This is a genomic window from Streptomyces durhamensis (assembly GCF_000725475.1).
GTDB classification, from domain to species: domain Bacteria; phylum Actinomycetota; class Actinomycetes; order Streptomycetales; family Streptomycetaceae; genus Streptomyces; species Streptomyces filipinensis.
Window position 1 is genome coordinate 13,406 of sequence record NZ_JNXR01000033.1, and the last position, 26,253, is coordinate 39,658.

25 protein-coding genes are annotated in these 26,253 nt (G+C 70.8%); 7 read left to right on the forward strand and 18 right to left on the reverse strand.

Annotation, left to right across the window (positions count from 1 at the left end; genetic code table 11):
• Positions 1-41 precede the first annotated feature (41 nt).
• Entirely contained in the window at positions 42-290 is a 249-nt protein-coding gene (locus IO33_RS53860) for a WHG domain-containing protein (RefSeq protein WP_051927149.1), read from the forward strand.
• Between the two features lie 58 nt (positions 291-348).
• Here the strand turns inward: IO33_RS53860 and IO33_RS0135535 are convergent, their stop codons facing one another.
• The 5 genes from IO33_RS0135535 to IO33_RS0135555 all read right to left on the reverse strand — a co-directional run bounded on the left by IO33_RS0135535 (position 349) and on the right by IO33_RS0135555 (position 7,362).
• Entirely contained in the window at positions 349-2,607 is a 2,259-nt protein-coding gene (locus tag IO33_RS0135535; RefSeq protein ID WP_031172812.1) for a putative bifunctional diguanylate cyclase/phosphodiesterase, read from the reverse strand.
• Positions 2,608-2,866: 259 nt separating this feature from the next.
• On the reverse strand, positions 2,867-5,062 hold the full coding sequence (gene ligA / locus IO33_RS0135540; RefSeq protein WP_031172815.1) for an NAD-dependent DNA ligase LigA: 2,196 nt from the start codon (positions 5,060-5,062) through the stop codon (positions 2,867-2,869).
• Between the two features lie 15 nt (positions 5,063-5,077).
• Positions 5,078-6,085: a methionine synthase gene (locus IO33_RS0135545; protein WP_031172817.1), complete on the reverse strand. Its 1,008-nt coding sequence runs from the start codon at positions 6,083-6,085 to the stop codon at positions 5,078-5,080.
• A 31-nt stretch (positions 6,086-6,116) separates the two neighbouring features.
• Positions 6,117-6,806, reverse strand: coding sequence for an SDR family oxidoreductase (locus IO33_RS0135550; RefSeq protein WP_209438973.1), 690 nt, complete (start codon positions 6,804-6,806; stop codon positions 6,117-6,119).
• A gap of 16 nt (positions 6,807-6,822) precedes the next feature.
• The gene (locus IO33_RS0135555; RefSeq protein WP_031172820.1) at positions 6,823-7,362 is read right to left on the reverse strand and encodes an LOG family protein; all 540 of its coding nucleotides are present in this window, start codon (positions 7,360-7,362) and stop codon (positions 6,823-6,825) included.
• Between the two features lie 74 nt (positions 7,363-7,436).
• Here IO33_RS0135555 and IO33_RS0135560 point away from each other — a divergent pair, with 74 nt between their 5' ends.
• A complete protein-coding gene (locus IO33_RS0135560; RefSeq protein ID WP_031172822.1) occupies positions 7,437-7,760 on the forward strand; it encodes a DUF427 domain-containing protein in 324 nt (107 codons plus the stop codon).
• A 37-nt stretch (positions 7,761-7,797) separates the two neighbouring features.
• A complete protein-coding gene (locus IO33_RS0135565) occupies positions 7,798-8,580 on the forward strand; it encodes an alpha/beta fold hydrolase (RefSeq protein WP_031172824.1) in 783 nt (260 codons plus the stop codon).
• Between the two features lie 28 nt (positions 8,581-8,608).
• Here IO33_RS0135565 and mnmA read toward each other — a convergent pair whose 3' ends face one another.
• Positions 8,609-9,733 (reverse strand): tRNA 2-thiouridine(34) synthase MnmA, encoded by a 1,125-nt coding sequence (gene mnmA / locus IO33_RS0135570; protein WP_031172825.1) that lies wholly within the window; start codon positions 9,731-9,733, stop codon positions 8,609-8,611.
• A gap of 101 nt (positions 9,734-9,834) precedes the next feature.
• On the opposite strand from mnmA, the gene IO33_RS0135575 reads away from it, so the two are divergent.
• The gene (locus IO33_RS0135575) at positions 9,835-10,464 is read left to right on the forward strand and encodes an N-acetylmuramoyl-L-alanine amidase (RefSeq protein ID WP_031172826.1); all 630 of its coding nucleotides are present in this window, start codon (positions 9,835-9,837) and stop codon (positions 10,462-10,464) included.
• A 284-nt stretch (positions 10,465-10,748) separates the two neighbouring features.
• On the opposite strand, the gene IO33_RS0135580 is transcribed toward IO33_RS0135575, so the two are convergent.
• From IO33_RS0135580 to IO33_RS51425, 3 genes are all read right to left on the reverse strand, one after another.
• Entirely contained in the window at positions 10,749-11,918 is a 1,170-nt protein-coding gene (locus tag IO33_RS0135580) for a cysteine desulfurase family protein (RefSeq protein ID WP_031172828.1), read from the reverse strand.
• A 274-nt stretch (positions 11,919-12,192) separates the two neighbouring features.
• Positions 12,193-12,471, reverse strand: a complete 279-nt coding sequence (locus IO33_RS0135585) for a hypothetical protein (protein ID WP_031172830.1) — start codon at positions 12,469-12,471, stop codon at positions 12,193-12,195.
• A 47-nt stretch (positions 12,472-12,518) separates the two neighbouring features.
• A complete protein-coding gene (locus IO33_RS51425; RefSeq protein ID WP_023546589.1) occupies positions 12,519-12,686 on the reverse strand; it encodes a hypothetical protein in 168 nt (55 codons plus the stop codon).
• Between the two features lie 144 nt (positions 12,687-12,830).
• Between IO33_RS51425 and IO33_RS0135595 the strand changes: the two genes are divergently transcribed.
• Positions 12,831-13,457: a TetR family transcriptional regulator gene (locus IO33_RS0135595; RefSeq protein WP_031172833.1), complete on the forward strand. Its 627-nt coding sequence runs from the start codon at positions 12,831-12,833 to the stop codon at positions 13,455-13,457.
• A gap of 87 nt (positions 13,458-13,544) precedes the next feature.
• On the opposite strand, the gene IO33_RS0135600 is transcribed toward IO33_RS0135595, so the two are convergent.
• Positions 13,545-14,522, reverse strand: coding sequence for a helix-turn-helix transcriptional regulator (locus IO33_RS0135600; RefSeq protein WP_031172834.1), 978 nt, complete (start codon positions 14,520-14,522; stop codon positions 13,545-13,547).
• 100 nt (positions 14,523-14,622) lie between these two features.
• Between IO33_RS0135600 and IO33_RS0135605 the strand changes: the two genes are divergently transcribed.
• On the forward strand, positions 14,623-15,222 hold the full coding sequence (locus IO33_RS0135605; protein WP_031172836.1) for a TIGR03086 family metal-binding protein: 600 nt from the start codon (positions 14,623-14,625) through the stop codon (positions 15,220-15,222).
• Between the two features lie 40 nt (positions 15,223-15,262).
• Here IO33_RS0135605 and IO33_RS0135610 read toward each other — a convergent pair whose 3' ends face one another.
• Positions 15,263-16,126 (reverse strand): thioesterase family protein, encoded by an 864-nt coding sequence (locus tag IO33_RS0135610; RefSeq protein ID WP_031172839.1) that lies wholly within the window; start codon positions 16,124-16,126, stop codon positions 15,263-15,265.
• A 173-nt stretch (positions 16,127-16,299) separates the two neighbouring features.
• Between IO33_RS0135610 and IO33_RS0135615 the strand changes: the two genes are divergently transcribed.
• Complete coding sequence (locus tag IO33_RS0135615) at positions 16,300-17,589, forward strand: alpha/beta hydrolase (RefSeq protein WP_031172843.1); 1,290 nt, start codon at positions 16,300-16,302, stop codon at positions 17,587-17,589.
• On the opposite strand, the gene IO33_RS48175 is transcribed toward IO33_RS0135615, so the two are convergent.
• From IO33_RS48175 to IO33_RS0135650, 7 genes are all read right to left on the reverse strand, one after another.
• Positions 17,498-18,157 carry a trimeric intracellular cation channel family protein gene (locus IO33_RS48175; RefSeq protein WP_209438974.1) on the reverse strand — a complete coding sequence of 220 codons (660 nt, stop codon included), beginning with the start codon at positions 18,155-18,157 and terminating at the stop codon, positions 17,498-17,500. The genes IO33_RS0135615 and IO33_RS48175 overlap by 92 nt on opposite strands.
• 47 nt (positions 18,158-18,204) lie before the next feature.
• A complete protein-coding gene (locus tag IO33_RS0135625; protein WP_031172848.1) occupies positions 18,205-19,596 on the reverse strand; it encodes a M1 family metallopeptidase in 1,392 nt (463 codons plus the stop codon).
• A gap of 100 nt (positions 19,597-19,696) precedes the next feature.
• Positions 19,697-21,103, reverse strand: coding sequence for an ABC transporter ATP-binding protein (locus tag IO33_RS0135630; RefSeq protein ID WP_037686821.1), 1,407 nt, complete (start codon positions 21,101-21,103; stop codon positions 19,697-19,699).
• Positions 21,100-22,197: an ABC transporter ATP-binding protein gene (locus tag IO33_RS0135635; protein WP_031172851.1), complete on the reverse strand. Its 1,098-nt coding sequence runs from the start codon at positions 22,195-22,197 to the stop codon at positions 21,100-21,102. Before IO33_RS0135635 ends, IO33_RS0135630 begins: the two co-directional genes overlap by 4 nt.
• The gene (locus IO33_RS0135640) at positions 22,194-23,192 is read right to left on the reverse strand and encodes an ABC transporter permease (protein WP_031172853.1); all 999 of its coding nucleotides are present in this window, start codon (positions 23,190-23,192) and stop codon (positions 22,194-22,196) included. Before IO33_RS0135640 ends, IO33_RS0135635 begins: the two co-directional genes overlap by 4 nt.
• A gap of 112 nt (positions 23,193-23,304) precedes the next feature.
• A complete protein-coding gene (locus tag IO33_RS0135645) occupies positions 23,305-25,089 on the reverse strand; it encodes an ABC transporter substrate-binding protein (RefSeq protein WP_031172855.1) in 1,785 nt (594 codons plus the stop codon).
• A gap of 70 nt (positions 25,090-25,159) precedes the next feature.
• Positions 25,160-26,167 (reverse strand): ABC transporter permease, encoded by a 1,008-nt coding sequence (locus IO33_RS0135650; protein ID WP_031172858.1) that lies wholly within the window; start codon positions 26,165-26,167, stop codon positions 25,160-25,162.
• Positions 26,168-26,253: the final 86 nt, after the last annotated feature.

Here is a 26,253-nt window from a genome sequence, read left to right on the forward strand (position 1 = left end):
TACACGTCCTTCGCCCGGGCCGGCCCGCCCTCTACGACGCGATGTCCACCCGCCCGGCCGACCTGCCGTTCGCGACGGAGGAGGCCCCCGCACGGCTTTGCGAGGCGCTCGGCCAGCTGCTCGCCGCCGTGCAGCCGATCACCGCCGAGGGCGAGGACCCGGGCCCGCTGACGGAGACGTTCTGGGCGGGGCTGCACGGGCTGGCCACGCTGACGAGGAGCGGGCGGCCGGCGCAGGAGGCACACGAACGCCGGCCGGCCCTGCTGATCGCGCACTTCACGCGCGGCTGAACGGATCCAGGGGCGCGGCGGAGCGCTCCGTCAGGGGTGCGAACCGCGGTGCGGAAGGCTACTCGGCCGCCGGCAGCGCGGCCCGGGGCCGTTGCCACCCACGCGACCCCCGTGCCCGCAGCCACGCCGTCGCCTCCTCCGGCGGCATCGCCGCGGCGACCAGCCACCCCTGCACGGCGTCACACCCCAGATCCCGCAACCGCTCCCACGTCTCGTCGTCCTCCACGCCCTCGGCGACGACCAGCAGCCCCAGCGAATGCGCCAGATCCACCGTGCACCGCACGATCTCGGCGTCCTCGGTGTCGACGGCGAGCCTGGCCACGAACGACCTGTCGATCTTCAGCTCGCTCACCGGCAGCCGCCGCAGATGCACCAGCGACGAGTACCCGGTGCCGAAGTCGTCCAGCGACATCTTCACGCCGTGCCCGGTCAGGCCCGCGAGGGTGTCCGCGGCCCGCTGCGGGTCCTCCAGCAGCACATGCTCGGTGATCTCCAGCTGCAGCGCCCCCGCGGGGACGCCGTGCCGGGCCAGCCGCGCGGCGACCGACCCCGCGAAACCGGGCGTGTGGACGTCACGCGGGGAGACGTTGACGGCGACCGGGACCCGCAGCCCCTGCGCGCGCCACCTGGCGACCTGCGCGAGCGCGGTCTCCAGGACGTACTCCGTCAGATGGGGCATCAGCCCGGAGGACTCGGCGATCGCTATGAACTCGTCCGGCGGAACCTTCCCTCGCTCGGGATGCACCCAGCGGACCAGTGCCTCCAGGCCGGCGACCTGACCGTCGAAGCGGACCTTGGGCTGGTAGTGCAGCTGCACCTCGTGCGCGTCCAGCGCCCGGCGCAGGTCGCCCAGCAGGCCGAGCCGGTCCGGGGTGTTGGAGTCCCGCTTGGACTCGTACACCTCCACGCCCGTACGGTCCCGCTTGGCCTGGTACATGGCCACATCCGCCCGGCGCAGCAGGCCTTCGGCGTCCAGGGCGTGGTCGGGGAAGACGGCGACGCCGGCGCTGGCCTCCAGGACGAGGGTGAGCCCGTCGAGGTCCAGCGGGGAACTGAGCGCGGCGACGAGACCGCGCGCCACGCGCGTGGCCGACGTGGTGGAGTCGGCGACGGGCAGTAACACGGCGAACTCGTCACCGCCGAGCCGGGCGGCCTCCGCCCCGCGCGGCAGGGCCAGCCGCAGCCGGTCGGCGATCTGCAGCAGCAGCCGGTCGCCGGCGAGATGACCGAGGGTGTCGTTCACCGACCGGAACCGGTCGAGGTCGATCAGCATGAGGGCGGAGCGGGCACCGATGCGCTCGGCGTCGTCGAGGGCCGTCCAGATCCGCTCCAGCAGCCACTGCCGGTTGGGCAGCCCGGTCAGCGGGTCGCGCAGCTGCTCCTCGGCACGGGCGCGTGCCATCCACAGGCTGGAGTCGAGGGCGACGAGCGGGATGGCGAACAGCGGGAGCAGGATCGGCTCGGCGTCGGCGACGACGCACAGCAGCGGTGCGATGCCGAGCAGCGCGACGGCGACCAGGCCCTGTCTGACCAGGGCGGTACGGACCACGGTGGGCACCTTGCCGCTGCGCGGGGCGTACAGGTACCACTGCAGGCCGCGGCTGACCGCGAGGTAGGCGACGGCGACGAGCACGACCTCGGGGGCGGTGGCGACGCTCCAGGTGTCCGGACGCCAGGGCGTCTCGACGCTCGGCACCCGGCCGAACGCGCCGAGCAGCAGCGCGCCGGCGGCGATGCCGAGGAGGTCCACCGCGCCGAGCAGCACGCCCTGCCGCCAGCGGTGGCGCCGGGCGATACCGACCAGGACGACGACGGTCAGGCTGACCATGCCGGCGGGCACCCAGCCGTACAGCAGCAGGACGGCGAGGGTGAGGGCGGCGCCGGAGCCGGTGCCGCCCCACCAGCGGGCGCGGCCCAGCATGACGAGATGGCCGACGATGACGCCCGTGAGCAGGGCCAGCGACCAGCCGACCGTGCCGCACGGGAAGAGAGCGTGGTGGCCGGTGAAGGCGCGGTAGAAGCCGGCGCCGAGGACGAACGCGGCAAAGGCCACGACGGCCGCGGGCAGGGCGGGCCAGGACAGGTGCCGTTCGGTGTCGGTGTCGGTACCGGCTGCCGTGCCGGCCAGGCCGGGGGCGGGCGCGATGGCCAGGGGTATGGGCGGGTGGGCGTCGGCGGCGGCGCCCGGTCCGCCCGCGGGGGCCCGGCCGCCCGTGCGCCCGTGGCCCCGTCCCGTCCAGCGGGTCCCGCGCCAGGTGCCCACGCGACGGCGCAGGCGCAGCCATGAGTCGGGGGCGGCGCTCTCGGTCGGTTCCATTCCCGTCCCTCTCACAGCCGGCGGTGCCCACGCCACGCGGCCCGATGTCCGACGCCCATCAGCAGTTCCGCGTTGAAGAAACCTTCCGCGCACCCTGAGAGCGCACGGGGATGCCCCAACCGCAGCCGGGCACGGCAGGTGCACACCTCAACAGTAGGCCGCGGAAGGCTTCCACGGGCACCGGTCGTCGACGGTTGCCCGAATGCGCCCGGGCCACCCGTATGCAACTGATATGCACCGAACGGGTGGCCTTCAACCGCTACTCCCCGGTCGAAAGCGCGACTTCGGCCGCGGCGTCCGGCCCCTGCTCCAAGAGGACGCGGAATCCGTCCTCGTTCAGGACCGGAACCTTCAGCTGCATGGCCTTGTCGTACTTCGATCCAGGGTTGTCGCCCACGACGACGAACGAGGTCTTCTTCGACACCGAACCGGTCACCTTCGCGCCCCGGCTCTGCAGTGCGTCCTTGGCGCCGTCCCGGGTGAAGGTCTCCAGGGTGCCGGTGACGACGACCGTGAGCCCCTCCAGCGGCCGCGGTCCCTCCTCCTCGCCGGTCGCGGCGTCCTCCAGCGGGACTCCGGCGGCCTTCCACTTGCGGACGATCTCGCGGTGCCAGTCCTCGGCGAACCACTCCTTGAGGGCGGCGGCGATGGTCGGGCCGACGCCGTCGGTGGTCGCCAGCTCCTCCTCCGTGGCCTGTTCGATGCGGTCGACGGAACGGAACTCGCGGGCGAGCGCCTGGGCCGCGACCGGTCCGACGTGCCGGATGGACAGGCCGTTCAGGAAGCGGGCCAGCGGACGGGACTTGGCCGCCTCGATGTGCTCCAGCAGCGCGAGGGTGTTCTTCTTCGGCTCGCCCTTCTGGTTGGCGAAGACCGTGACGACCTTCTCCTCGCCCGTCTTGGGGTCCCGCTTGGGCAGACCGCTGTCGGGGTCGAGCACATAGGCCTTGATCGGCAGCAGCTTCTCCACCGTCAGGTCGAACAGGTCGCCCTCGTCCACCAGCGGCGGGTCGGCCGGCTCCAGCGGGCGGGTGAGCGCGGCGGCGGCCACCCCGCCGAAGTGCTCGATGTCCAGGCACTCACGGCCCGCCAGATAGGAGACGCGCTCGCGCAACTGGGCCGGGCAGGTACGGGCGTTGGGGCAGCGCAGGTCGACGTCGCCCTCCTTCATGGGCCGCAGCTGCGTGCCGCACTCGGGGCACTCGCCCGGCATCACGAACTCCCGCTCGCTGCCGTCCCTGAGGTCGACCACCGGACCGAGGATCTCCGGGATCACGTCACCGGCCTTGCGCAGCACGACCGTGTCCCCGATGAGGACGCCCTTGAGCTTGACGACCGCCTGGTTGTGCAGGGTGGCGAACTCCACCTCGCTGCCCGCGACCGTGACCGGCTCGACCTGGGCGTACGGCGTGACGCGGCCGGTGCGGCCGACACCCACCTTGATGTCGACGAGCTTGGTGTTGACCTCTTCCGGCGCGTACTTGTAGGCGATCGCCCAGCGCGGCGCGCGTGCGGTGGAGCCGAGGCGGCCCTGGAGCCGGATCTCGTCCAGCTTGACGACCACCCCGTCGATCTCGTGCTCCACCGAGTGGCGGTTCTCGCCGTAGTGCGCGATGAACTCCCGTACGCCGTCGAGGTCCTCGACCACGCGGTTGTGCGGGGAGGTGGGCAGGCCCCAGGACTTCAGCAGGTCGTAGGCCTGGGAGAGCCGGGTCATGCCCGTGTAGCCCTCCAGGGCGCCGATGCCGTGGACCACCATGTGCAGCGGGCGGGTGGCGGTGACCCGCGGGTCCTTCTGGCGCAGGGAACCGGCGGCGGCGTTACGGGGGTTGGCGAACGGCTTGTCGCCGACCGCGACCAGGCGTTCGTTCAGTTCGAGGAACTTCTCCATCGGGAAGTAGACCTCGCCGCGGATCTCCACGAGGTCCGGGACCTCGTCGCCCTTGAGGCGGTCCGGGATCTCCGCGATGGTCCGGACGTTCGGAGTGATGTCCTCGCCGGTACGGCCGTCGCCGCGGGTCGCCGCACGCGTGAGGCGGCCGTTCTCGTAGGTGAGGTTGACCGCGAGGCCGTCGACCTTCAGCTCGCACAGGAAGTGGTAGTCCTGGTCGCCGAGTTCACGCGCGATGCGCTCGGCCCAGGCGGCCAGCTCCTCGTCGTTGAAGGTGTTGTCCAGGGACAGCATGCGCTGGCGGTGTTCGACCGCGGTGAACTCCGTCGCGTACGACCCCGCGACCTTCTGGGTCGGCGAGTCCGGGGTGCGCAGCTCGGGATACTGCTCCTCCAGGGCCTCCAGGGTCTTCAGCAGCCTGTCGAACTCGGCGTCGCTGATGACGGGGGCGTCCTTCACGTAGTACCGGAAGCGGTGCTCCTCGATCTGCTCAGCGAGCTGCGCGTGCTTGTCACGTGCCTCGGCGGGCACTGCCGTCTCCGCCTGCTGCTTGTCGCCGGCCACCGTGTCGTCCTCCCGTTACTCTGGGTTGTCCGCGAGGGATCTCGCCGCCCGGACGCAGTGGGCGAGCGCCTGGCGTGCGTAGGCGGGGGAAGCTCCCGCCAGCCCGCACGCCGGGGTCACCGTGACCGCCTCCGCGAGCAGCCCCGGGTGCAGACCCAGCCTGCGCCACAGCGTCCTGACACCCATGACGCTACCGGCAGGGTCTGACAATGGCCCTTGAGTGCCGCTCACGACACCGGTGAACAGCCTCGTGCCCCCCTCGACGGCTTCGCCGATCGCGTCGTCATCACGTTCGGTGAGCAGGGCGAAGTCGAAGGAGACCGCGGCGGCGCCGGCCCGCCGCAGCAGCGCGAACGGCACGTCGGGGGCGCAGGAGTGGACGACCACGGGGCCGCCGGCGTGGGCCCCGACGACATCGCGCAGGGTGGCCTCCACGACCTGGCGGTCCACGGCCCGGTGGGTGCGGTAGCCGCTGGCGGTGCGCACCTGTCCGCGCAGGACGGCCGTGAGGGAGGGCTCGTCGAGCTGGAGGACGAGCCGCGCGCCCGGCACCCGGCGCCGCATCTCCGCGAGATGCAGCCGCAGCCCCTCGGTGAGCGAGGCGGCGAGATCACGGCAGGCACCGGCGTCGGAGAGCACGGACTCGCCGTTCCTCAGCTCCAGCGCGGCGGCCAGTGTCCAGGGGCCGACCGCCTGCACCTTCAGGTCGCCCTCGTAGCCCTGGGTGAACTCCTCCAGGGCATCCAGGTCCTCCACCAGCCAGGAGCGCGCCCGCTTGGTGTCCCGGCCCGGCCGGTCCCCGATCCGCCAGCCGCTGGGCTCCACGCGCGCGTACAGCTCGACGAGCATCCCCGCGGTACGGCCGATCATGTCGGCGCCGGGGCCGCGCGCGGGCAGCTCGGGCAGGAACGGAAAGTCCTCGAAGGTGCCGGTGACGGTCTTGGCGGCCTCGCGGGCGTCGTCACCGGGCATGGACCCGACACCGGTGGCCCCGGCGAAGCTGAACTGGCTGTTTTCGCTCACCGGGGAAGCCTACGGAACCTCGCGGCCGGGGTCAGCGTCCCGGTCGCACCGTCAGGTCGTTGACCTCGGCGTCCCTGGGCAGGTCCAGGGCCATGAGGAGCGTCGTGGCGACCGACTCGGGGTCGATCCACCGCGAGGCGTCGTACTCCTTGCCCTCCTGCTGGTGGACCTTGGCCTGCATGGGGCTGGCCGTGCGGCCGGGGTAGACCGAGGTGACCCGGACGCCGTTCGCGTGCTCCTCCTGGCGCAGGGAGTCGGCGAGGGCCTTCAGGCCGTGCTTGGAGGCGGCGTAGGCGGACCAGCCGGCGTGGGCGTTGAGACCGGAGCCGGAGTTGACGAAGATCACATGGCCGCGGGTGGCACGCAGCTGGGGCAGGAAGTGCCGGGTCAGCTCGGCGGGGGCGATCAGGTTGACGTTGAGCTGGTGGCGCCAGGCCTTGGGGGTCAGGTCGCCGACCTCGCCCAGGTCGACGACGCCGGCGATGTGCAGCAGGGAGTCCACCCGGTCGGGCAGTGTCTGGTGGGAGAACGCCCAGGACAGCTTGTCCGGGTCGGCGAGGTCGCCGACCAGGGTGCGGGCGCCGGGGAACTCGGCCGCCAGTTCCTTCGCGCGGCCCGCGTCGCGCGCGTGCAGGACGAGTTCGTCCCCGCGCGCGTGCAGACGGCGGGCGACGGCCGCGCCGATGCCGGATCCGGCCCCGGTGATCACATGAGTAGCCATGCCCGCCATGCTCGCATCAGCGCTCGCCGGTCTGCTCCTCCAGGTAGGCCAGGGCGCCGGCCGGCTCCTCGGCGAAGAAGACCAGTTCGGACAGCGGGCGGGGCAGGAATCCCTCGTCCTCCATGCGGCGGAACTGCTGCTGGAGCCCGTCGTAGAAGCCCGCGGTGTTCAGCAGCACGACCGGCTTCTCGGTGCGGCCGTGCTTCTTCAGCTCCAGGATCTCGGTGGCCTCGTCCAGCGTGCCGGTGCCGCCTACCATGATCACCACGGCGTCGGCCTTCTCCAGCAGCAGCTTCTTGCGTTCGGCGAGGTCGGCGGCGATGACCATCTCGTCGGTGCCGGGCCGCGCCTTGTTCGCGAGGAACTCCACGGACACGCCCAGCAGTCTGCCTCCGGCCTCGTGCACCCCGTCGGCGACGACCTTCATCAGACCGACGTCGGAACCGCCCCACACCAGGGTGTGACCGGCCTTGCCGAGCAGTTCCGCGAACTCGCGCGCGGGACGCGTGTACCGCTCGTCGAGGTCGGCGGCGGACAGGAAGACGCAGATGTTCATGCCCCCTACCGTACGGTCCGCCCCCGCTTCGCCGTACGCGGGAAGAAGCACGGGCCCGCCGGTGCTGTCCCGGTATGACCCGAGGACACACCATCACCATCGACGAAGAAGAGCGGCACGTGCGCGTGGTGCACGGCGACCAGGTGCTCGCGGAGACCGACCGGCCGCTGGTGCTGCGCGAGACGGGCTGCCCGCCGCGGTACTACATCCCGGCCGAGGACGTACGCGTCGATCTGCTCACCCCCTCCGACACGCACACCGTCTGCCCCTTCAAGGGCACGGCGTCCTACTGGTCGCTGCCGGACGCGCCCGACCTGGTCTGGGCGTACCCGGACCCGAAGCCGGACGTCGCCGGCATCAAGGACCACTTCTGCTTCTACGAAACCGACGTGTCGTGACCGATGAGTCGGGGCCGGTGCGGCAGTCTGCACGGGCATGGACAAGAAGACGACTTCCCGCGACGGCACGTTGCTCGCGTACGAAGTGATCGGCCAGGGGCCCACGGTGATCCTGGTGAGCGGCGCGATGTCCACCGGCGGCACCGTGGCACCCCTGGCCCAGCGGCTCGCTGACCGCTGCACCGCCGTCGTCTACGACCGCCGGGGCCGCGGGGAGAGCGGTGACACGAAGCCGTACGCGGTCGAGCGCGAGGTGGAGGACCTGGCCGCGCTGCTCGACGCCGTGGGGGGCGAGGCGGCGCTGTTCGGGGTCTCCTCGGGCGGTGCGCTGGTGCTCCAGGCGGTGGCGAGGGGGTTGCCGGCCGTCCGCGCCGCCGTCTACGAGGTGCCGTACGCCGACTTCCTGCACGGCGGCGCCGAGCGGGAGGCCGCGTACAAGGAGCAGCTGGACAAGGCCCTCGCGGACGGCCGGCGCGGGGACGCGGTGGAGCTGTTCCTCCGGCTGACGGGCCTGGCCGAGGAGATGATCCAGCGCGCCCGCCAGTCGCCGATGTGGGCCGGTATGGAGGCCGTCGCGCCCAGCCTCGCCTACGACGACACGGTCATGGGCGACGGGCTGCTGCCCCGGGACCGGCTCGCCGCGATCTCCGTGCCCGTGCTGGCGGTCGCGGGCGGGGCGAGCCCGGAGTGGATGCGCGAGGCGTCCCGGGAGGTGTCCAGGGTGGTGCCCGAGGGCACGTACCGCGAGCTGGCGGGGCAGTCCCACATGGTGGAGCCGGACGTGCTCGGACCGGTCCTGGCCGGGTTCCTCACGGAGTAGCGCCGGTCGTACCCGGACCGGGGACCGGTCACACCGCCGCGGCCGTCGCGCGTGTGGTCGACGCGATCGTCGCCGAGCCCACCACGCGCGTGCCGTCGTACAGGACGATCGCCTGGCCGGGGGCGACGCCGCGGACCGGCTCCGTGAAGGTCACGCGCAGTTCGCCGCCGACCGGCTGCGCGGTGACCTCTGTCTCGCCGCCGTGGGCGCGCAGCTGGGCGGTGTAGGTGCCGGGGCCGGTGGGGGCGGTGCCGCACCAGCGGGGCTTGATCGCGGTGAGGGCGGTGACGTCCAGGGCGGCGGCGGGGCCGACGGTGACCGTGTTGGTGACCGGGGAGATGTCGAGGACGTAGCGGGGCTTGCCGTCGGGGGCCGGGGTGCCGATGCGCAGGCCCTTGCGCTGGCCGATGGTGAAGCCGTAGGCGCCCTCGTGCGTGCCGACCTTGGCGCCGGACTCGTCGACGATGTCGCCCTCCGCCTTGCCGAGGCGGCCGGCGAGGAAGCCCTGGGTGTCGCCGTCGGCGATGAAGCAGATGTCGTGCGAGTCGGGCTTCTTGGCCACGGCCAGTCCCCGGCGCTCGGCCTCGGCGCGGATCTCCTCCTTGGTGGTGACCGTGTCGCCGAGCGGGAACATCGCGTGGGCGAGCTGCCTGTCGTCCAGCACACCGAGGACGTACGACTGGTCCTTCGCCATGTCGGAGGCGCGGTGCAGTTCGCGGGCGCCGTCCTCGCCCACGATCACCTTGGCGTAGTGGCCGGTGCAGACCGCGTCGAAGCCGAGGGCGAGGGCCTTGTCGAGCAGCGCGGCGAACTTGATCTTCTCGTTGCAGCGGAGGCAGGGGTTGGGGGTGCGGCCGGCCTCGTACTCGGCGACGAAGTCCTCGACGACGTCCTCGCGGAAGCGGTCGGCGAGGTCCCAGACGTAGAACGGGATGCCGATGACGTCGGCCGCGCGGCGGGCGTCACGCGAGTCCTCGATGGTGCAACAGCCCCGCGCGCCGGTCCGGAAGGACTGCGGGTTCGCGGAGAGCGCGAGGTGGACGCCGGTGACGTCGTGGCCGGCTTCCGCGGCGCGCGCGGCGGCGACGGCGGAGTCGACTCCACCGGACATGGCGGCGAGGACGCGGAGGGGGCGCTGCGGGGTCTCAGTCATAGCCCTTCCAGGGTACGGGGCCGCGGGAACCGGGACCGCCGGATATCCGTTGACGGTCACAGGGGGCGCGACGCGGGCGGCCGGAGGCGGAAGGGGAGGGCATGAGCGACGCGGATCGGCGGCTGGGGCGGCGGGCCCTGCTCGTCGGCGGCGTGGCGGCCGCCGTGGGCACGGCCGCGCTGGCCCGCGACGAGCTCAAGCACCTGTGGTGGCGGCTGCCGGGGGTGGAGAAGCCCCGGGTGGCGGGGGCCGTGGACTTCCGGGGGGCGCGCTGGGTGCCGGCCTCCCCGGCCAACTACCGGCGCGCGGACCGGCCGGACGACTACTCCGTGGACCGGGTCGTCATCCATGTCACCCAGGGCGGCTACGCGAGCGCGGTGAAGGTCTTCCAGGACCCCGCGCACGGTGCGGCGGCGCACTACATCGTGCGCAGGGACGGCCGGATCACCCAGCTGATCCGGGAGCTGGACGTGGCCTTCCACGCGGGCAACCGCGCGTACAACGAACGCAGTGTCGGCATCGAGCACGAGGGCTTCGTGGACGACGCCTCCTCCTTCACGGACGCCATGTACGCGTCCTCGGCGCGCCTGACGGCGGCGATATGCGGGCGTTACGGCATACCCGTGGACCGCGAGCACATCATCGGGCACGTGGAGGTGCCGGGGACGGACCACACCGATCCGGGGCCGCACTGGGACTGGGAGCGATATCTGAAAAAAATCAAGGTCTAGCCCCTTTTTGTCCGGAAGAGGCGGATCTATTCTGGTGGAAGACCTACGGGACGAGTGAGGGAGTTCAAGCGGAGTAGCCGACGTCAGCGAGAGATACATGATCTCTTCAACGAGAGGTACACCTTCTCCGCTGGTGCCGACATCGACGCTCGGGCTGAGAGGCCGAAAGGTCGCAAGGACTGGACCAGACGGCGACCCCCATCACCTGATCCGGACAATACCGGCGAAGGGAACCCGCCTCGTAGGTCGTTCTCGTGCGCCCGGCGTCCGTACGCGCCGCTGTCTCAGCTGAGCCCCGCCGCCCGCGCCCGCTCCACCGCCGGGCCGATCGCCTTGGCCACCGCTTCGACGTCCGCCTCCGTGGAGGTGTGACCGAGGGAGAAGCGCAGGGTGCCGCGGGCCAGGTCCGGGTCGGTGCCGGTGGCGAGCAGCACATGGCTGGGCTGGGCGACGCCCGCGGTGCAGGCGGATCCGGTCGAGCACTCGATGCCCTGGGCGTCCAGCAGGAGCAGCAGGGAGTCGCCCTCGCAGCCGGGGAAGGTGAAGTGCGCGTTGGCGGGCAGCCGGCCCTCGGACGCGGGGTCGCCGCCGAGTATGGCGTCCGGTACGGCCGTACGGACGGCGTCGATCAGCCGGTCGCGCAGGGCGCCGACCTCCCGGGCGAACCACGCGCGGCGCTCAGTGGCGAGCCGGCCGGCGACGGCGAAGGAGGCGACCGCCGGGACGTCGAGGGTGCCCGAGCGGACGTGCCGCTCCTGGCCGCCGCCGTGCAGGACCGGTACGGGGGTGTGGTCACGGCCGAGCAGCAGCGCGCCGATGCCGTACGGGCCGCCGATCTTGTGGCCGGAGACGGTCATCGCGGCGAGACCGGAGGCGGCGAAGTCCACCGGGACCTGGCCGAGGGCCTGGACCGCGTCGGCGTGCATCGGGATGCCGAACTCGGCGGCCACGTCGGCGAGTTCGCGGACCGGCAGAATGGTGCCGATCTCGTTGTTGGCCCACATCACGGTGACCAGGGCGACGTCGTCGGGGTTACGGGCGACGGCCTCGCGCAGCGCCTCGGGGTGGACGCGGCCGTAGGAGTCGACGGGGAGGTACTCGACCGTCGCGCCCTCGTGTTCACCGAGCCAGTGGACGGCGTCGAGGACGGCGTGGTGCTCGACGGGGCTGGCCAGGACGCGGGTGCGGGCCGGGTCGGCGGCGCGGCGGGACCAGTACAGGCCCTTGACGGCGAGGTTGTCCGCTTCGGTTCCGCCCGAGGTGAAGACGACCTCGCTGGGGCGGGCGCCGAGCGCTTCCGCGAGGGATTCGCGGGATTCCTCGACCGTGCGGCGTGCCTGGCGGCCGGATGCGTGGAGGGAGGATGCGTTGCCCGTGATGCTCAACCGGGCGGTCAGGGCCTCTGCCGCCTCCGGGAGCATCGGGGTTGTCGCGGCGTGGTCGAGGTAAGCCATGGTGACGCCGATTCTACGGCGACTCTCCCGCTCCCCTCGGCTGCGAGGTCCCTCTTGGCCGGGAGCGGCTTGCGCGGGACGCACTTTGGCCTGCCGGCGAGGTGCCCGGCGCTGCCTCACCGCGGTGGTGGTCCGGCTGCCGCGCGGCGGTGGTGACGATGGCGTGGGCGACGACGGCGTGGCGGCGGAGGCGGTGGGGTCGCCTGCGCCCGGCCGTCGGCCGGCTGCCCCGTCGTCCTCGGGGTCCGGCGGGGTCAGGCGGTGTCGCCCGGCGTCACAGGCTCCACGACAGGGTGTGGGAGACCTCCATCGCCACGGCCAGGACGGCCAGGTCGGCGACGCCCAGCGTCAGGCCCAGGAGGGCGCGGCCGCGGCGGGCGGTGCCGCGCCAGAGGGAGACCGCGGCCAGGACGATCGCGATCGGGCCGAGGAAGATGTTGAGGACGAGCAGGCCGAGAAGGCCGAGGATGAAGGACGCCACAGCCATGCCGTCGGCGTCGCGGGCGGTCGGCCGGGCGTCGTTGCGGCTGGTGACCGGTGCGGTGAGTTGCATGGTGCTCAGCTCCTGGAAGTCGTGGTCCTGGAAGTCGTGGCGGACGGTCAGTTGGCCGGCGTACGGCGTCGGCGGCCGTGGCGCTCGCGGATCGCGAAGACGCCGAGCCACACGGCGATGACCGCGGCCACGACGGCGGTGACGGTCAGCGGCGCGTGGGCGACGGTGCCCAGCACGACACCGAGCAGCATGAGTGCGGCGACGAGGAACAGCATGGGATCGAATCCCCCTCCGGGATACCTCGTATCGGGCCGGTGTGAAATTTCGGTGAACAGTTGTAGTAACAGTTGTTCACTGACTTCTACTCTAGCGCGCTCCACGGCTTTTCAATTCCAGAGAACAGTTGTTAACTGGATGACATGAGTCACACCCTCGGCATCCGGCAGGCCCAGAAGCAGAAGACCCGGCAGGCGTTCCTCGACGCGGCGCTCGCGCTGCTGGAGGAGCAGAGCCTGAGCAGCCTGGGCCTGCGCGAGGTCACCCGGGCCGTCGGCGTCGCTCCGACCGCCTTCTACCGGCACTTCCGCTCGACCGCCGACCTCGGCGTCGCACTGGTCGACGAGGCGCTGGGCAGCCTGCACCCGATGGTGCGGACGACGGTGTCCACCGCGGGCGACAGCGAGGAACGCATCGCGCGTGCCATCGAGTTGATCGCCCACCACGTGGACATGTACCCCGCACACGTCCGGTTCATCGCCCGGGAACGGCATGGCGGGGTGCAGCCGGTGCGGGAGGCCATCCGGGCGCAACTGCTCCGGTTCGCCGAGGAGGTGAAGGCCGAGCTGGCCAAGGACCCCGAGGCGGCCGGCTGGAGCGACGACGACCTGCTGATGCTCGCGCACCTCTACGTCGACCAGATGCTCATCACCGCCTCGCTGTTCCTGGAGGCACTGGAGTCCCCCGCCGAGGAGCGGGAGCGCGTCACACAGCTCGCCACCCGGCAGTTGCGGCTGATCAGCATCGGCCGCAGTCACTGGCCGGGCTGAGCCGCGCCCGCAGACGCGTCAGGGGCGGCGCGTGTCCGGTGCGCGCCGCCCCTCGCGGTGCCCAAGCACCGCCCGTGACCTGCGGTTTCATGCCTCGTCCGGGTCCGCTTGCCGGTACAGGGCCGTGACGGAACGGGCCGCCGCCAGCAGTTCCGCGCGGGCCTCGGGCGGATCCAGCAGCCGCACCTGGTCGGAGAACCCGAGGAGTTGGCGCACCGCGCGCAGCGCCGGGAAGGCCAGCCGGGCGGTGACCCAGTCGCTCTCGCCGTCGTCGTCGGGCGGGGCGGTCAGTTCGGCGGCCATCATCCGCTGGAACATGTCGAACCGCTCACGCCGGACCCGCACGGTCACCTCGATGCCGCCCTGCCGCTCCTCCACCTGACGCCGCAACACCTCCCAGGCGTCGGCGAGTTCGACTCCGGGCCGGCGCCGTACCGGCTCGTCCAGCGGGCGGGCCGAGCGGATCCGGTCGGCCCGGAACAGCCGCGGCACGCCCCGCCGGTCGGCGACCAGGTACCAGACCCCGGCCTTCGCGACCAGGCCGTACGGATCCACGGTGTACATCCGCGGCTCCCGCTCCCCGCTGTGCCGGTAGCGGAGCCTGAGCCGCCGGTCACAGAAGACGGCGTCCTGCATCACCTCCAGGTCGACGGACCGCTGGGGGCCGCTCTTCCAGCGGGTGGCGTCGACCAGGATGCGCCGGCTGGTCACCTCGGCGGCGGGCCGGTACGGCGCCGGCAGTGCGGCCATCACCTTGCGCAGGGCCGAGCCGAGGGCCGCGTCGAGACCCAGCGCGGCGTGCGCGCCCTGTGCGGCCAGGATGAACAGGGCGCGGGACTCGTCGGCGGTCAGTCCGGTGACGTCCGTGCGGAAACCGGCGAGGAGTTCGATGCCGCCGTGCCGGCCGCGCTCGGCGTAGACCGGGACACCGGAGGCCGACAGCGCCTCGACGTCCCGGTAGATGGTGCGGACCGACACCTCCAGCCGGTCGGCGAGTTCGTGCGCGGGCACACGGCCCCGGGTCTGCAGGAGCAGCAGGATCGACAGCAGCCGGTCGGACTTCACGCGCCCAGGATCGCGCCGGGACGGATCCGCGCGCAAATGTTGACGGCGGATGTCAGGTTATCGCGCCATCCTCAGGGCACCGACTACCGAGAGGCACACCATGACCACCAACGAGTTCGTCGACCCCCGCCCCCTCTACACCCGCGCCACCGAGCAGGCGGCGGCCCTCATCAAGACCGTACGGCCGGACCAGCTCGACGGCCCCACGCCGTGTACGGAGTTCGACGTGCGGGCCCTGTTGAGCCACATCGTCGGCGGCACCCGGCGGATCGCCGTGGTGGGCGAAGGCGGCGACGGACTGGCCGTGCGGCCCGTCGCCGACGGCGTCGAGGACGACGGCTGGGCGGCGGCCTACGACGAGGTGCGCGTCCGCGTCCTGAAGGCGTGGGAGAGCGACGAGCGGATGACGACGTCGGTGCGCGTGCCGTGGGGCGAGGTACCGGGCCATGCGGCGCTTTCGGGTTACGTCATGGAGATCGTGACGCACACCTGGGACCTCTCCGAGGCCGTCGGCCATCCGCACCGGCTCGACGCGGAACTCGCCGAGTTCGCCCTCGCCAACGCCCGCAAGGTACTGCCGGACTCCCGCCCCCGCGACGAGGACACCCCCTTCGACACCCGCCGCGAGGCCCCCGAAGGCGCCGACCCCTACACCGAACTCGCCGCCTGGCTCGGCCGCACCCCGCTCAACCGGCCCTGACCCCCCGCCGGTAGACCGACGACGGCCCGGTCCGGCCGGATCAGGCGAGCCTGGCCCGGGCCAGTTGGCGGGACTGGGCGACCAGGTGGTTCTCGCTGTCCCAGACCTCGGCGTCCTCCTCCAGGAAGCCGCCGGCCAGGTTGCGGGTGGTGATGGAGACCCGCAGGGGACCTGGGGCCGGGCGGCGGCGGACGTGGACGGTGAGCTCCACCGTGGGGACCCAGCCCTTGAGGCCGATCTCGAAGGCGGTGGGCGGCAGCGCGTCCACCGCGAGGAGGAGGGAGAGCGGGTCGGGGTCGCGGCCGTCGGCCAGGCCGAACCAGGCGCGCATCTCGCCCTTGCCCGAGGGAGCGCCCAGGGCCCAGCCGAGGGTCGCCGGGTCCAGCTTGAGCATCAGCCGGTCGGCGATGGCGTTGCTGCCCTCGATCGGGGCGGGGCCGTCCGCCGGGCCGAAGCACTGGTCCGGCGGCGGGATCGCGGGCGGCGTCGCCGTCGTGCGGACGTCGTCGGGAAGGCTCGCGAGGTCGCCGTAGGAGGCGAGGACGCGGATGCGTTCGACCTCGTCGCCCTGGTCGTCGTACTGGAAGAGCGAGGCCTGGCCGGTGGAGAGGGTGCGGCCGGTGCGGATCGTCTCGGTGCGGACGACCGCCGGACCGGGCTGCGAGGCGGTCAGGTAGTACGCGGAGACGGTGAAGGGGTCCGGGTGCGGGAGGGCGTCCGCGAGGGCGCGGCCCAGCACGGCCAGCAGGTAGCCGCCGTTGACGGCGCTGATGATGGTCCAGCCGGCCGAGAGGTCGATGTCGTAGACACCGGGCCCGCGCCGGACGACCGCGGTGTCGCGGTCGAACTCGCTGTCGCCGATCACGGCCCGCGACGGGGAGGGGGCGGAAGCTGCTTCTGGCATGGGTGAACGGTACAACAGGAAATTACTAAGCGGTAGCTTTTTCTGTTGCGCACGCGTGAACGCGGCCCCCGGGACGGCGTCGGATCCCTCTGCCGGGTGAGGTTCCGGCAATTTCTCGGTAAGTGTCCCGACTCGTCCACAACCTCGGACCCCTGATTCCCCTCTATGGGGACATGAGCCTCACCGGGACTCCGTTCCTCTACACGACCATCGTGCTGGCCGTGGTTGCACTGATACTGCCGCTCGTGCTCTGGTCGCGAGTGCGCGGGCCCAAGCCCCTGCGTGCCGCGGCCCGAGTACTGATGCTGCTGTTCGCCCAGGGCACCGCCGTCACACTGATCTTCGTTCTGGTCAACAACCAGAACAACCTGTACGACAACTGGGCCGACCTGCTCGGCACCGGCAACCACGTCCAGCAGGCCCAGGACCTGGGCCGGGACGGCACCGGCGGCATAGCGGTGAAACGGTTGCCCAAGGTCAAGCAGACCTTCACGGCGGCCGGCGGGCCCGGTATGCAGGCGGCCGGCGGGGTGCGCGTCACACAGCTCAAGGGCCGGGTCTCGGGCGTGAACGCCGAGGTCTACGTCTGGCTGCCGCCGCAGTACAACGATCCGGCCTACCGCAACAAGAAGTTCCCGGTGGTGGAGCTGCTGCCGGGCTACCCCGGTTCGGCGAAGGCCTGGTTCGGTTCCATGAAGACGCACGAGCAGCTGCTGCCGCTGATGCGCAGCGGCCAGGTGGCGCCCTTCATCCTGGTCGCCCCGCGCACCAACCTGCTGGCCGGCGTGGACACCGGCTGCGCCAACATCCCCGGCCAGGTCAACGCCGACACCTGGCTGAGCATCGACGTGCCGAAGATGGTCACGGACAATTTCCGTGCCCAGCCGGCGCCGCAGGGCTGGGCCGTCGCCGGGTACTCGGCGGGCGCCCACTGCGCGGTCAAGCTGGCCGTGGCGCACCCGGACCGGTACCGGGCCGCGGTGAGCCTGTCCGGCTACAACGACCCGATCGGCGAGCGCAACTCCCTCGCCGCGCAGAGCCCCGCCCTGCGCGCCGAGAACAACCCCTACCTGCTGTTGAAGAAGTCCGCCGTACCGCCCCGGATCGCGCTCTACGTCTCCGGCGAGTCCGGCGACGGCTATCAGGCGGGCGTGGCGCTGGAGTCCATCGCCAAGGCGCCGACGACCGTGCACGTGGTGTTCCTGCCGCGCAGCGCGGGCGGTCACAACATGGCGCTGTGGCGGCCCCAGGTCGACACGGTGTTCCGCTGGCTGACCCTGCAGATGGGCCAGAACCACGCCAGGGGCCAGGACCGTTCTCTTACCGGAACCACGGGTTCTCTTACCGGGAGCGCCGCCGGAACCACCGGGACTACTCCTCGGTCACCGTCGACCGGCGGTTCCACGCGCGCGGAGCTCGCCAGTGGAACCGCATCGCGAGCAGGCGCAGCACAAAAGCCGTGACGGCGGCGAGTCCACTGGTGAGGGGGGTCAGGACGTCGTAGTGGAGGCACAGCACGACCATCGTGGCGCCGACGATCGCTGGGACCGCGTACAGATCGCGGTCCCAGCGCAGCAGTGAGGGCACCTCGTTGGCGAGCACGTCGCGCAGCACACCGCCGCCGACCGCGGTGGCGAGGCCCAGCGTCGCCGAGGCGGTCAGATTGAGGCCGTAGCTGTACGCCTTCGTCGTACCGCTGACGCAGAACAGGCCGAGGCCGGCCGCGTCGAAGACCAGCACCCCCGTCTGGATGCGTTCCACGTGCGGGTGCAGGAAGAAGACGACGAGCGCGGCGAGCAGCGGGGTCAGGAAGTACCCGAGGTCGGTGAAGGCGGCCGGGGGCACGGCACCGATGACCAGGTCGCGGAACAGCCCTCCGCCCAGCGCGGTGACCTCGGCGAGCACGGCGATGCCGAACACGTCGAAGTTCTTGCGGACGGCCAGCAGGGCGCCGGAGATCGCGAACACGAAGATGCCGACGACATCGAGCGTGTGCTGGACGGAGGGACTGAAGAGTTGCTGCAGCTGCACCCAGGTATTCTCACCTGTCGCGGGGCGTGAACCTTACAAAGCCAGGCTCACAGGGCGGGCTTCCCCGTGGTGAAGAGCCAGGTGTCGAACAGGTCGTCCAGCTGCTGCCCGCTGACGCGCTCGGCGAGGCGGATGAAGTCGGCCGTGTCCGCGTTGCCGTACCGGTGCAGGCGGGTCCAGGCGGGCAGCAGCCTGAAGAACGCCTTGTCGCCGATGCGCTCGCGGAGCATCTGGAGCGTCATCGCGCCGCGCTGGTAGACGGCGGAGGCGAACATCGTGTCCCGCTGCGGGTCGGCGACCTTGATCTGCCAGAAGGCGGAGTCGGCCGGGCGGGCGTCGTAGGCGGCGAGGAAGGAGTCGTGCGCCGAGCGGGTGCCCTGGTGCTCGGCCCACAGCCACTGGGCGTAGGAGGCGAAGCCCTCGTTGAGCCAGATGTCCTTCCACTGCCGCACGCTGACCGAGTCGCCGAACCACTGGTGGGCCAGCTCGTGCACGATGGTCGTCTCGCTGCGCACGGCCGAGTAGGCGGGCTTGCTCTGCACCTCCAGCGAGAACCCGGCCTCGGGCATGTCGTCCACGATCGCGCCGGTCTCCTCGAACGGGTACGGCCCGAAGACCTGCGACCAGTAGTCGGTCGCGGCGGCGGTGACGGCGTACACGTCGACGCTGTTGCTGTTCTTCAGCACCGGGTCGATCGCGACGTAGACGGGGATGCCGCCGGGGGTGCGGCCGGTGCGCACGTCGAACTTCCCGATGGTGGCGGTCGCGAGGTAGGTCGCCATCGGCCTCGACTCGCGCCAGTGGGTGTAGGTCGAGCCGCCCTTGTCGTACGTCGACAGGAGCCGGCCGTTGGAGACACCGGTCAGGCCCTTCGGCGCCCGGATCCGGATGTCGTAGGTGGCCTTGTCGGAGGGGTGGTCGCTGGACGGGAACCAGGTGGAGGCGGCGTTGGGTTCACAGGCGACGAAGACGCCGTCGGCGGTCTTCATCCAGCCGTACTTGGAGCCGAACACGATGGGCCCGCCGAGCGGCTGGGGTATGCCGCCGTAGGTCACGGTGACCTCGAACGTCCGTCCGCGCGGCAGGCTTTGGCGCGGGGTGACGGTGACCTCGTCGCCCTCGCGCGTGAACGGGGTGCGTCTGCCGTTCACGTCGACCCGGGTGATGCTCAGCTGCTGCAGGTCCAGGTCGAAGGAGGAGAGGTTCTGGGTGGCGCGGGCGGTGAGGGTGGTACGGCCGTCCAGGCGGCCGGTGTCGGGGGCGTAGGCGACGTCGAGGTCGTAGTGCAGCGCGTCGAAGCCGCCGTTGCCGAGGTCCGGGAAGTAGGGGTCGCCGGTGCCGGGCGCGCCCGGGGTGGGGGCGGCGGAAGCGCCGATGACGAGGAAGGAGGCCGCCGCGGTCGCGACGGCCCCCAGGCGTGCCGAACGGGAGAGTGCCATGAGTCGTCCCTTTCGAGCGTGTACCGATCAGTGGTCGGACACGGACGACTGTGCACTCTCCCGTTCAGGCATGTGCATGACTTTGCCCAGTTGTCATGCGCTACTTGTCGGTTGACTCCTGGGATCCGGACCCGGACCCGGGCTCGGAGGCCTCGGCGGTCTCCGCGGACGCCGCCTCCTCGGACGCCGCCTTCTCGGAGGGCGTCTCCTCGGAGGGCGTCTCCTCAGAGGCGGCCACCTCCTCAGAAGCCGTCTCCTCAGAGGCCGCCGCCTCGGCTGCGGACTCCTCGGCCAGTTCCGCCGCCACCGCCGCCGACGTCTCCGCCGACTCCGCGAGGACCTCGTCGGCGACCAGCTCCGCCGCCTCCTTCGCGGCGGCCAGCAGCACCGTGTCCTGCGGGGCCTGGTCCTCGAAGTTCTCCGGGTGGTGGCAGGCGACGCGCTGACCGGGCCTGAGCTCCAGCAGCGCCGGCTCGGTGGTCCGGCAGATCTCCGTCGCCTTCCAGCACCGCGTGTGGAAGCGGCAGCCCGAGGGCGGCGAGATCGGCGAGGGCACGTCACCCTTGAGCAGGATGCGCTCGCTCTTGGCGTTCTTGCGCGCCGGGTCCGGGATCGGCACCGCCGACATCAGCGCCTTGGTGTACGGGTGCATCGGCGCCTTGTACAGCGACTCCCGGTCGGCCAGTTCGACGATCTTGCCGAGGTACATCACCGCGATGCGGTCCGAGACGTGCCGGACGACCGAGAGGTCGTGCGCGATGATCACATAGGTCAGGCCCAGTTCCTCCTGGAGGTCGTCCATGAGGTTCACGACCTGCGCCTGGATCGACACGTCCAGCGCGGAGACCGGCTCGTCCGCGACGACCAGCTTCGGCTTCAGGGCGAGCGCGCGGGCGATGCCGATGCGCTGGCGCTGACCGCCGGAGAACTCGTGCGGATAGCGGTTGTAGTGCTCGGGGTTGAGGCCGACCACCGACAGCAGCCGCTGGACTTCCTTCTTGACGCCGCCCTCGGGCTCGACGCCCTGGAGCCGGAAGGGGGCCCCGATGATCGTGCCGATGGTGTGGCGCGGGTTCAGCGACGAGTACGGGTCCTGGAAGATCATCTGCACGTCGCGGCGCATGGGACGCATGCCGCTCACGCCGAGGTGCGTGATGTCCTTGCCCTCGAACTCGATGGCACCGGCGGTCGGTTCGAGCAGGCGGGTGATCAGCCGGCCCATCGTCGACTTGCCGCAGCCCGACTCGCCCACGACACCGAGGGTCTCACCGGAGCGGACCTCGAAGTCGATCCCGTCGACGGCGCGCACGGCGCCGACCTGACGCTGGAAGAGGCCCTTCTTGATGGGGAAGTGCTTCTGCAGCCCGGTCACCTTCAGCAGGATCTCGCCGGGCGCGGCGTCCTTGGTGAGGGTGGCCGTACCGGAGGTCTCGCCCGCGGGGTCGGCCTCCGCGCCGTCGCTCTGTGCGGGAATGCTCCCTGCTTTGTCCTCTGCGTTCTCACTCACAGCTTCGGCGCAATCTCTTCGGTCCAGATCCGTTCCCGCTGCTCCTGCGACATGTGGCAGGCGGCCCAGTGCTTGTCGCCGACCCCGGTCAGTTCCGGGCGGACCGTGCGGGTCAGGTTGTCCTTGGGGACGTCGGCGTACGGGCAGCGCGGGTTGAAGGCGCAGCCGGACGGGACGTTGATCAGCGAGGGCGGGGAGCCCTTGACCGGGATCAGGCGCTCCTGCTGGTCGCGGTCCAGGCGCGGCATCGAGCCGAGCAGACCCCAGGTGTAGGGGTGGCGGGGCTCGTAGAACACCTTCTCGGCCGGGCCGCGCTCGACGCAGCGGCCGCCGTACATCACCAGGATGTCGTCGGCGAGTTCGGCGACGACGCCCAGGTCGTGGGTGATGATGATGACCGCGGAGCCGAACTCCTTCTGCAGGTCGCGGATCAGGTCCAGGATCTGCGCCTGGACCGTCACGTCGAGCGCGGTGGTCGGCTCGTCCGCGATCAGCAGCTCGGGGTTGTTCACGAGCGACATGGCGATCATGGCGCGCTGGCGCATACCGCCGGAGAACTCGTGCGGGTAGCTGTCGACCCGCTTGTCCGGCTGCGGGATGCCCACACGGTCGAGCATCTCGACCGCACGGCGCTTGGCGGTCTTCTTGTCGACGTCGTGGTGGATCCGGTAGGCCTCCACGATCTGCGCGCCGATCGTGTAGTACGGGTGCAGCGCCGACAGCGGATCCTGGAAGATCATCGCCATCTCGCGGCCACGCAGCTTGCGCACGTGGTCGGGGTCGGCGGACAGCAGTTCGGTGCCGTTCAGCCAGATCTCGCCGGAGATCTGCGCCTTGCGCTTGCCGTACTGGCCGGCGGTGTGCAGGCCCATGATGCCGAGCGAGGTCACGGACTTGCCGGAGCCCGACTCGCCCACGATGCCGAGGGTCTTGCCCTTCTCCAGCTGGAAGCTGAGCCCGTCGACGGACTTCACGAGGCCGTCGTCGGTCGGGAAGTGCACCTTCAGGTCGCGCACTTCCAGGAAGGAGGACGGCGCGGGCGAGGAGCTGGTGGGCTCGCCCACGGCCGCTCCGGTCTTGCTGAGTTCGGTCATGCGAGCCTCACTCGGGGGTCGATCACGGCGTACAGGACGTCCACCGCAAGGTTGGCGATGAGCACCGCGAGGGAGGTGATCAGGGTGACGCCCAGGATGATGGGCAGGTCCTGGTTCTTGATGGCGGTCAGCACGGCCTGGCCGAGGCCGGGGATGCTGAACGTGGTCTCGGTGAGGATCGCGCCGCCGATCAGGGCGCCGAGGTCCATGCCGAGCATGGTCAGGATGGGGGTCATCGTGGAGCGCATGGCGTGCTTGCCGATGACGACCGGCTCCGTGAGGCCCTTGGCGCGGGCGGTGCGGATGTAGTCCTCGCCGAGGATCTCCAGCATCGTGGCGCGGGTGATACGGGCGTACATCGCCGCGTAGAGGAAGGCGAGCGTGATCCAGGGAAGGAGCATGCCGCTGAACCACCCGCCGAAGCTGTCCCCGACCGAGACGTACTTGCCGTCGATCCAGTGCAGTCCGTAGCTGAAGATCGCCAGTGAGAGCAGGCCGGTGAAGTAGATCGGCAGGGAGACGCCGCTCAGGGCGACGACCATCGCGCCGCGGTCCCACAGGCTGCCCCGCTTGAGGGCCGAGAGCACACCCGCCGCGACACCGAAGATGAGCCACAGCACGGCGGCGCCGAGCGCGAGACCCAGGGTCACCGGGAAGCGGTCGGTCAGCACCGGCCAGACGGCCTGCTCGCTGCGGAAGGAGTAGCCGAAGCACGGCGCGGCACAGTGGGTGACATCGCCGCCGGCCGCGTAGGTGCGGCCCACGAAGATGCCCTTGAAGAAGTGCCAGACCTGCACGTAGATCGGGTCGCCGAGACCCAGCTTCTCGCGCACCGCCTCGACGGCGTGCGGGTCTGCCTGCTTGCCCACGAAGCTCGTGGCGATGTCCACGCCCGCCCACTTGGGGACGAGGAAGAAGATGCTGAAGACCACCAGGATGATGACCACCAGCATCACTGCGGCGGCGAACAGCCGCCTGATGAGGTAAGCGAGCACAGCTTACGGCCCGCCGCGGACCGCGGGCCCCCGGAGGTCGTCCGGGGGGCCCGCGATCTCGCCGCGCCGGCCTTCACCTGCCTTTCGTGCCGTTCGGCGGGTGTGCCGGGGTTTACTTCGTGGACTTCAGGCCGAGGTTGACGAAGTCGTAGTAACCGCTGTACGCGTTCGTCGTGTACACGTTGGCCAGACGCGAGGAGCGGATGTTGAGCAGCCGCTCGAAGACGAAGGGCAGGTAGTAGCCGCCCTCCATCACCTTGTGGTTGATCTGCGTGGCGATCTGGGTCTTCTTCGACTCGTCCAGCGTGCTGGTGTACTGGTCGAACAGACCGTCGATCGACTTGTCCTTGATCAGGGCGTAGTTGTTGTTACCGCTCTGCAGGATGTACTTGCTGCTCCACAGCGGGATGCCGTAGCCCTGGACGGTCGGGAAGTCCGGACCCCAGCCCATGATGATGATGCCGAGCTTCTTCTTCGCGACGTTCGAGGGGGAGCCGATGATGCCCGGGCTCTGCGAACCGTCGTACTGGTAGATGTCGGCGTCGATGCCGACCTTCTTCAGCGCGGCCTGCAGGGACTCGGCCGTGGCCACTTCCTGCTGCTTGTTGTTGCGGACCGCGATGGTGGTCTTGAAGCCGTTCGGCTGACCGCAGGCCTTGAGCTCCTGCTTGGCCAGGCCGACGTTGCCGTTCTTGTTCTTCGTCGCGATCTTGTACGGGTCGTACTTCTGGCCCTCGCCACCGGCGACCGACGGCGGGAGCATGTTGGTGCCGATGTCACCACCGGCGACCGGGCCACCGCGGGCGGTCTGCAGCGACACGTGGTCGGCGGCGTAGATCACGGCCTTGCGGCAGTGCAGGTTGTCGAACGGCTTGACGCTCTGCGGGAAGACCGCGTACCGGATGAAGCCGGAGACCGGGTTGTCCAGGTTGTCCTTGTGCTCCTTCAGGGCGATCTGACGGCCCTGGGCGCCGAGACCGGTCTGCGAGGCGTCGAGGTCGTAGTCGCCGTTGATGAGGCGCTGGTCCGAGTCGGCCTGGTTGGTGGAGATGTCCAGGGTGATCTTGTCCGGGTACGCCTTGCGGACCGGGTCCGAGGACGCCTTCCAGCTGGTGTTGCGGACCAGGACCAGGTTCTTGCCCGGGGCGTACGACTGGAACTTGTACGGACCCGAGGAGAACGGGTGCAGGCCGTACTTGGACTTGGTGTCCATGTCCTGGCGGACCGGCGAGCCCGAGGTCATCGCCAGCGCCTGGAGGAAGTCCGAGTTGGGCGACGGCAGGTGGAAGACGACCGTCTTGGCGTCCGGCGTGCTGATCGCCTTCAGGCCCAGGTGGTCCTTCGCGGAGTCCTTGTAGGGACCCTTGTAGGTGTTCTTCGGGTCCAGCATCTGCTGCAGGTAGATCGGACCGCCGGACAGGACGTCCTGCGCCCAGACGCGCTCGATGCCGTACTTGATGTCCTGGGAGGTGATCGGCTTGCCGTCCTCCCACGTGACGCCGTCACGCAGCGTGAAGGTGTACGTCTTGCCGCCGTCCGTGACCTTGCCCATGTCCGTGGCGAGGTCCGGGGTGAGCTTCGCGCCCTCCGCACCCGGCTCGGTCTTGTAGGTGAGCAGCTGGCGGCTGTAGTAGCGCGAGAAGTCCCACATGAACCCGTAGTAGCCGCGCGTGGTGTCCCACGAGTCGGCGTCCTGCGTGCTCACGAACTTCAGCGTGCCGCCCTTCTTGACCTGGTCGGCCTGGGCGACCTTGTTGTTCGCCGCGTCGAAGCCGGCCGCCCCGTCCTTCGAGCCGCCGTTGCCTCCGCCGCACGCCGCCGTGGTCAGCAGCCCGGCGACCACTGCGGCAGCGGCGAGGGCCTGCTTGCGCCGCCCTGAGGTGCGTTGGGTGTTCACGATCTCGGATCCTCCGGATTTGATGAGAGACCCCGTGGGTGAGCTCACGGGACGCTGGGGGTACGGCACTTCAGCGGGAGCCCTTCGGGTCGAGCGCGTCCCGCACGCCGTCGCCGAAGAGGTTGAAGGCCAGAACCGTGATGAAGATCGCCACGCCCGGGATCACCATGTACATGGGGTCCGAGTCGTAGTAGTCGATCGCGCTCGAGAGCATCTGTCCCCAGGAGGAGGTGGGCGGCTTGACGCCCACACCCAGGAAGCTGAGCGCCGCTTCGGTCAGGATGTTGGTGGGGATCATCATCGTCGTGTACACGATGATGGGCGCGACGAGGTTGGGCAGCAGCTCCTTGAAGAGGATGTAGAACTGCCCGGCGCCGAGCGAGCGGGCCGCCTCGACGTACTCGCGTTCGCGCAGCGAGAGCGTCTGGCCGCGCACCACGCGGCCGATGTAGGGCCAGCCGAAGAAGCCGATGACCAGGATCATCACGAAGACGCGCACGCCCGTGCCGGTGAGCCCCAGCATCTGGTTGGGCATGACGGAGACCAGGGCGATGATGAACAGCAGCTGCGGGAAGGCGAGGAGGCCGTCCATGACCCGGCTGATGACCGAGTCCACCCAGCCGCCGAAGAAGCCCGCCAGGATGCCGAGGACGGTGCCGAGGACGACGGCGACCACCGCGGACAGGAAGCCGACGAGCAGCGAGATCTGGGCGCCGTAGAGGATACGGGCGAAGATGTCGCGGCCGTTGACCGGTTCGACACCGAGCAGGTGGTCGCCGCTCAGACCGCCCAGCGAGCCCTTGGGGGTGCTGAACAGCGGGTCGATCAGACCCTGGTGGTAGGCGTCCGGGTCCTGCCCGAGGAGGTCCGTGATCACGGGTGCGAGCAGCGCGACCACGATGAGGAGCAGCACGACTATGCCGCCCGACAGGGCGAGTTTGTCCCGCTTGAGGCGTTCCCAGGCGATCCGGCCCAGGGACCGGCCCTGAACGGCCTTCGCGTCGGTGGCCGCGACAGCCGCTTCCTCTGCCGCACCCGGGGCCGCTTCCGCGGTCGGCTCGTGCAATGGTGCCGTCATCAGGCTGGGACCCCTCTCAACCGGCGGTAGCCGGCCCGCACTTGCCGCTGGTAGCGGCATCAAACAGTCCGTCGTACACAGGGGCG

What these genes read in the sequence shown, in the direction of transcription:
- IO33_RS0135575 (WP_031172826.1), top strand. Translation starts at nt 9,835, where the DNA reads ATGAGCGACGCGGATCGGCGGCTGGGGCGGCGGGCCCTGCTCGTCGGC.
- IO33_RS0135625 (WP_031172848.1), bottom strand. Translation starts at nt 19,596, where the DNA reads ATGGCACTCTCCCGTTCGGCACGCCTGGGGGCCGTCGCGACCGCGGCG.
- IO33_RS0135610 (WP_031172839.1), bottom strand. Translation starts at nt 16,126, where the DNA reads ATGCCAGAAGCAGCTTCCGCCCCCTCCCCGTCGCGGGCCGTGATCGGC.
- IO33_RS0135585 (WP_031172830.1), bottom strand. Translation starts at nt 12,471, where the DNA reads ATGCAACTCACCGCACCGGTCACCAGCCGCAACGACGCCCGGCCGACC.
- IO33_RS0135615 (WP_031172843.1), top strand. Translation starts at nt 16,300, where the DNA reads ATGAGCCTCACCGGGACTCCGTTCCTCTACACGACCATCGTGCTGGCC.
- IO33_RS0135605 (WP_031172836.1), top strand. Translation starts at nt 14,623, where the DNA reads ATGACCACCAACGAGTTCGTCGACCCCCGCCCCCTCTACACCCGCGCC.
- IO33_RS0135565 (WP_031172824.1), top strand. Translation starts at nt 7,798, where the DNA reads ATGGACAAGAAGACGACTTCCCGCGACGGCACGTTGCTCGCGTACGAA.
- IO33_RS0135560 (WP_031172822.1), top strand. Translation starts at nt 7,437, where the DNA reads ATGACCCGAGGACACACCATCACCATCGACGAAGAAGAGCGGCACGTG.
- IO33_RS0135635 (WP_031172851.1), bottom strand. Translation starts at nt 22,197, where the DNA reads ATGACCGAACTCAGCAAGACCGGAGCGGCCGTGGGCGAGCCCACCAGC.
- IO33_RS0135555 (WP_031172820.1), bottom strand. Translation starts at nt 7,362, where the DNA reads ATGAACATCTGCGTCTTCCTGTCCGCCGCCGACCTCGACGAGCGGTAC.
- IO33_RS0135595 (WP_031172833.1), top strand. Translation starts at nt 12,831, where the DNA reads ATGAGTCACACCCTCGGCATCCGGCAGGCCCAGAAGCAGAAGACCCGG.
- IO33_RS0135535 (WP_031172812.1), bottom strand. Translation starts at nt 2,607, where the DNA reads ATGGAACCGACCGAGAGCGCCGCCCCCGACTCATGGCTGCGCCTGCGC.
- IO33_RS0135650 (WP_031172858.1), bottom strand. Translation starts at nt 26,167, where the DNA reads ATGACGGCACCATTGCACGAGCCGACCGCGGAAGCGGCCCCGGGTGCG.
- IO33_RS51425 (WP_023546589.1), bottom strand. Translation starts at nt 12,686, where the DNA reads ATGCTGTTCCTCGTCGCCGCACTCATGCTGCTCGGTGTCGTGCTGGGC.
- IO33_RS0135550 (WP_209438973.1), bottom strand. Translation starts at nt 6,806, where the DNA reads ATGGCTACTCATGTGATCACCGGGGCCGGATCCGGCATCGGCGCGGCC.
- IO33_RS53860 (WP_051927149.1), top strand. Translation starts at nt 42, where the DNA reads ATGTCCACCCGCCCGGCCGACCTGCCGTTCGCGACGGAGGAGGCCCCC.
- IO33_RS0135580 (WP_031172828.1), bottom strand. Translation starts at nt 11,918, where the DNA reads ATGGCTTACCTCGACCACGCCGCGACAACCCCGATGCTCCCGGAGGCG.
- mnmA (WP_031172825.1), bottom strand. Translation starts at nt 9,733, where the DNA reads ATGACTGAGACCCCGCAGCGCCCCCTCCGCGTCCTCGCCGCCATGTCC.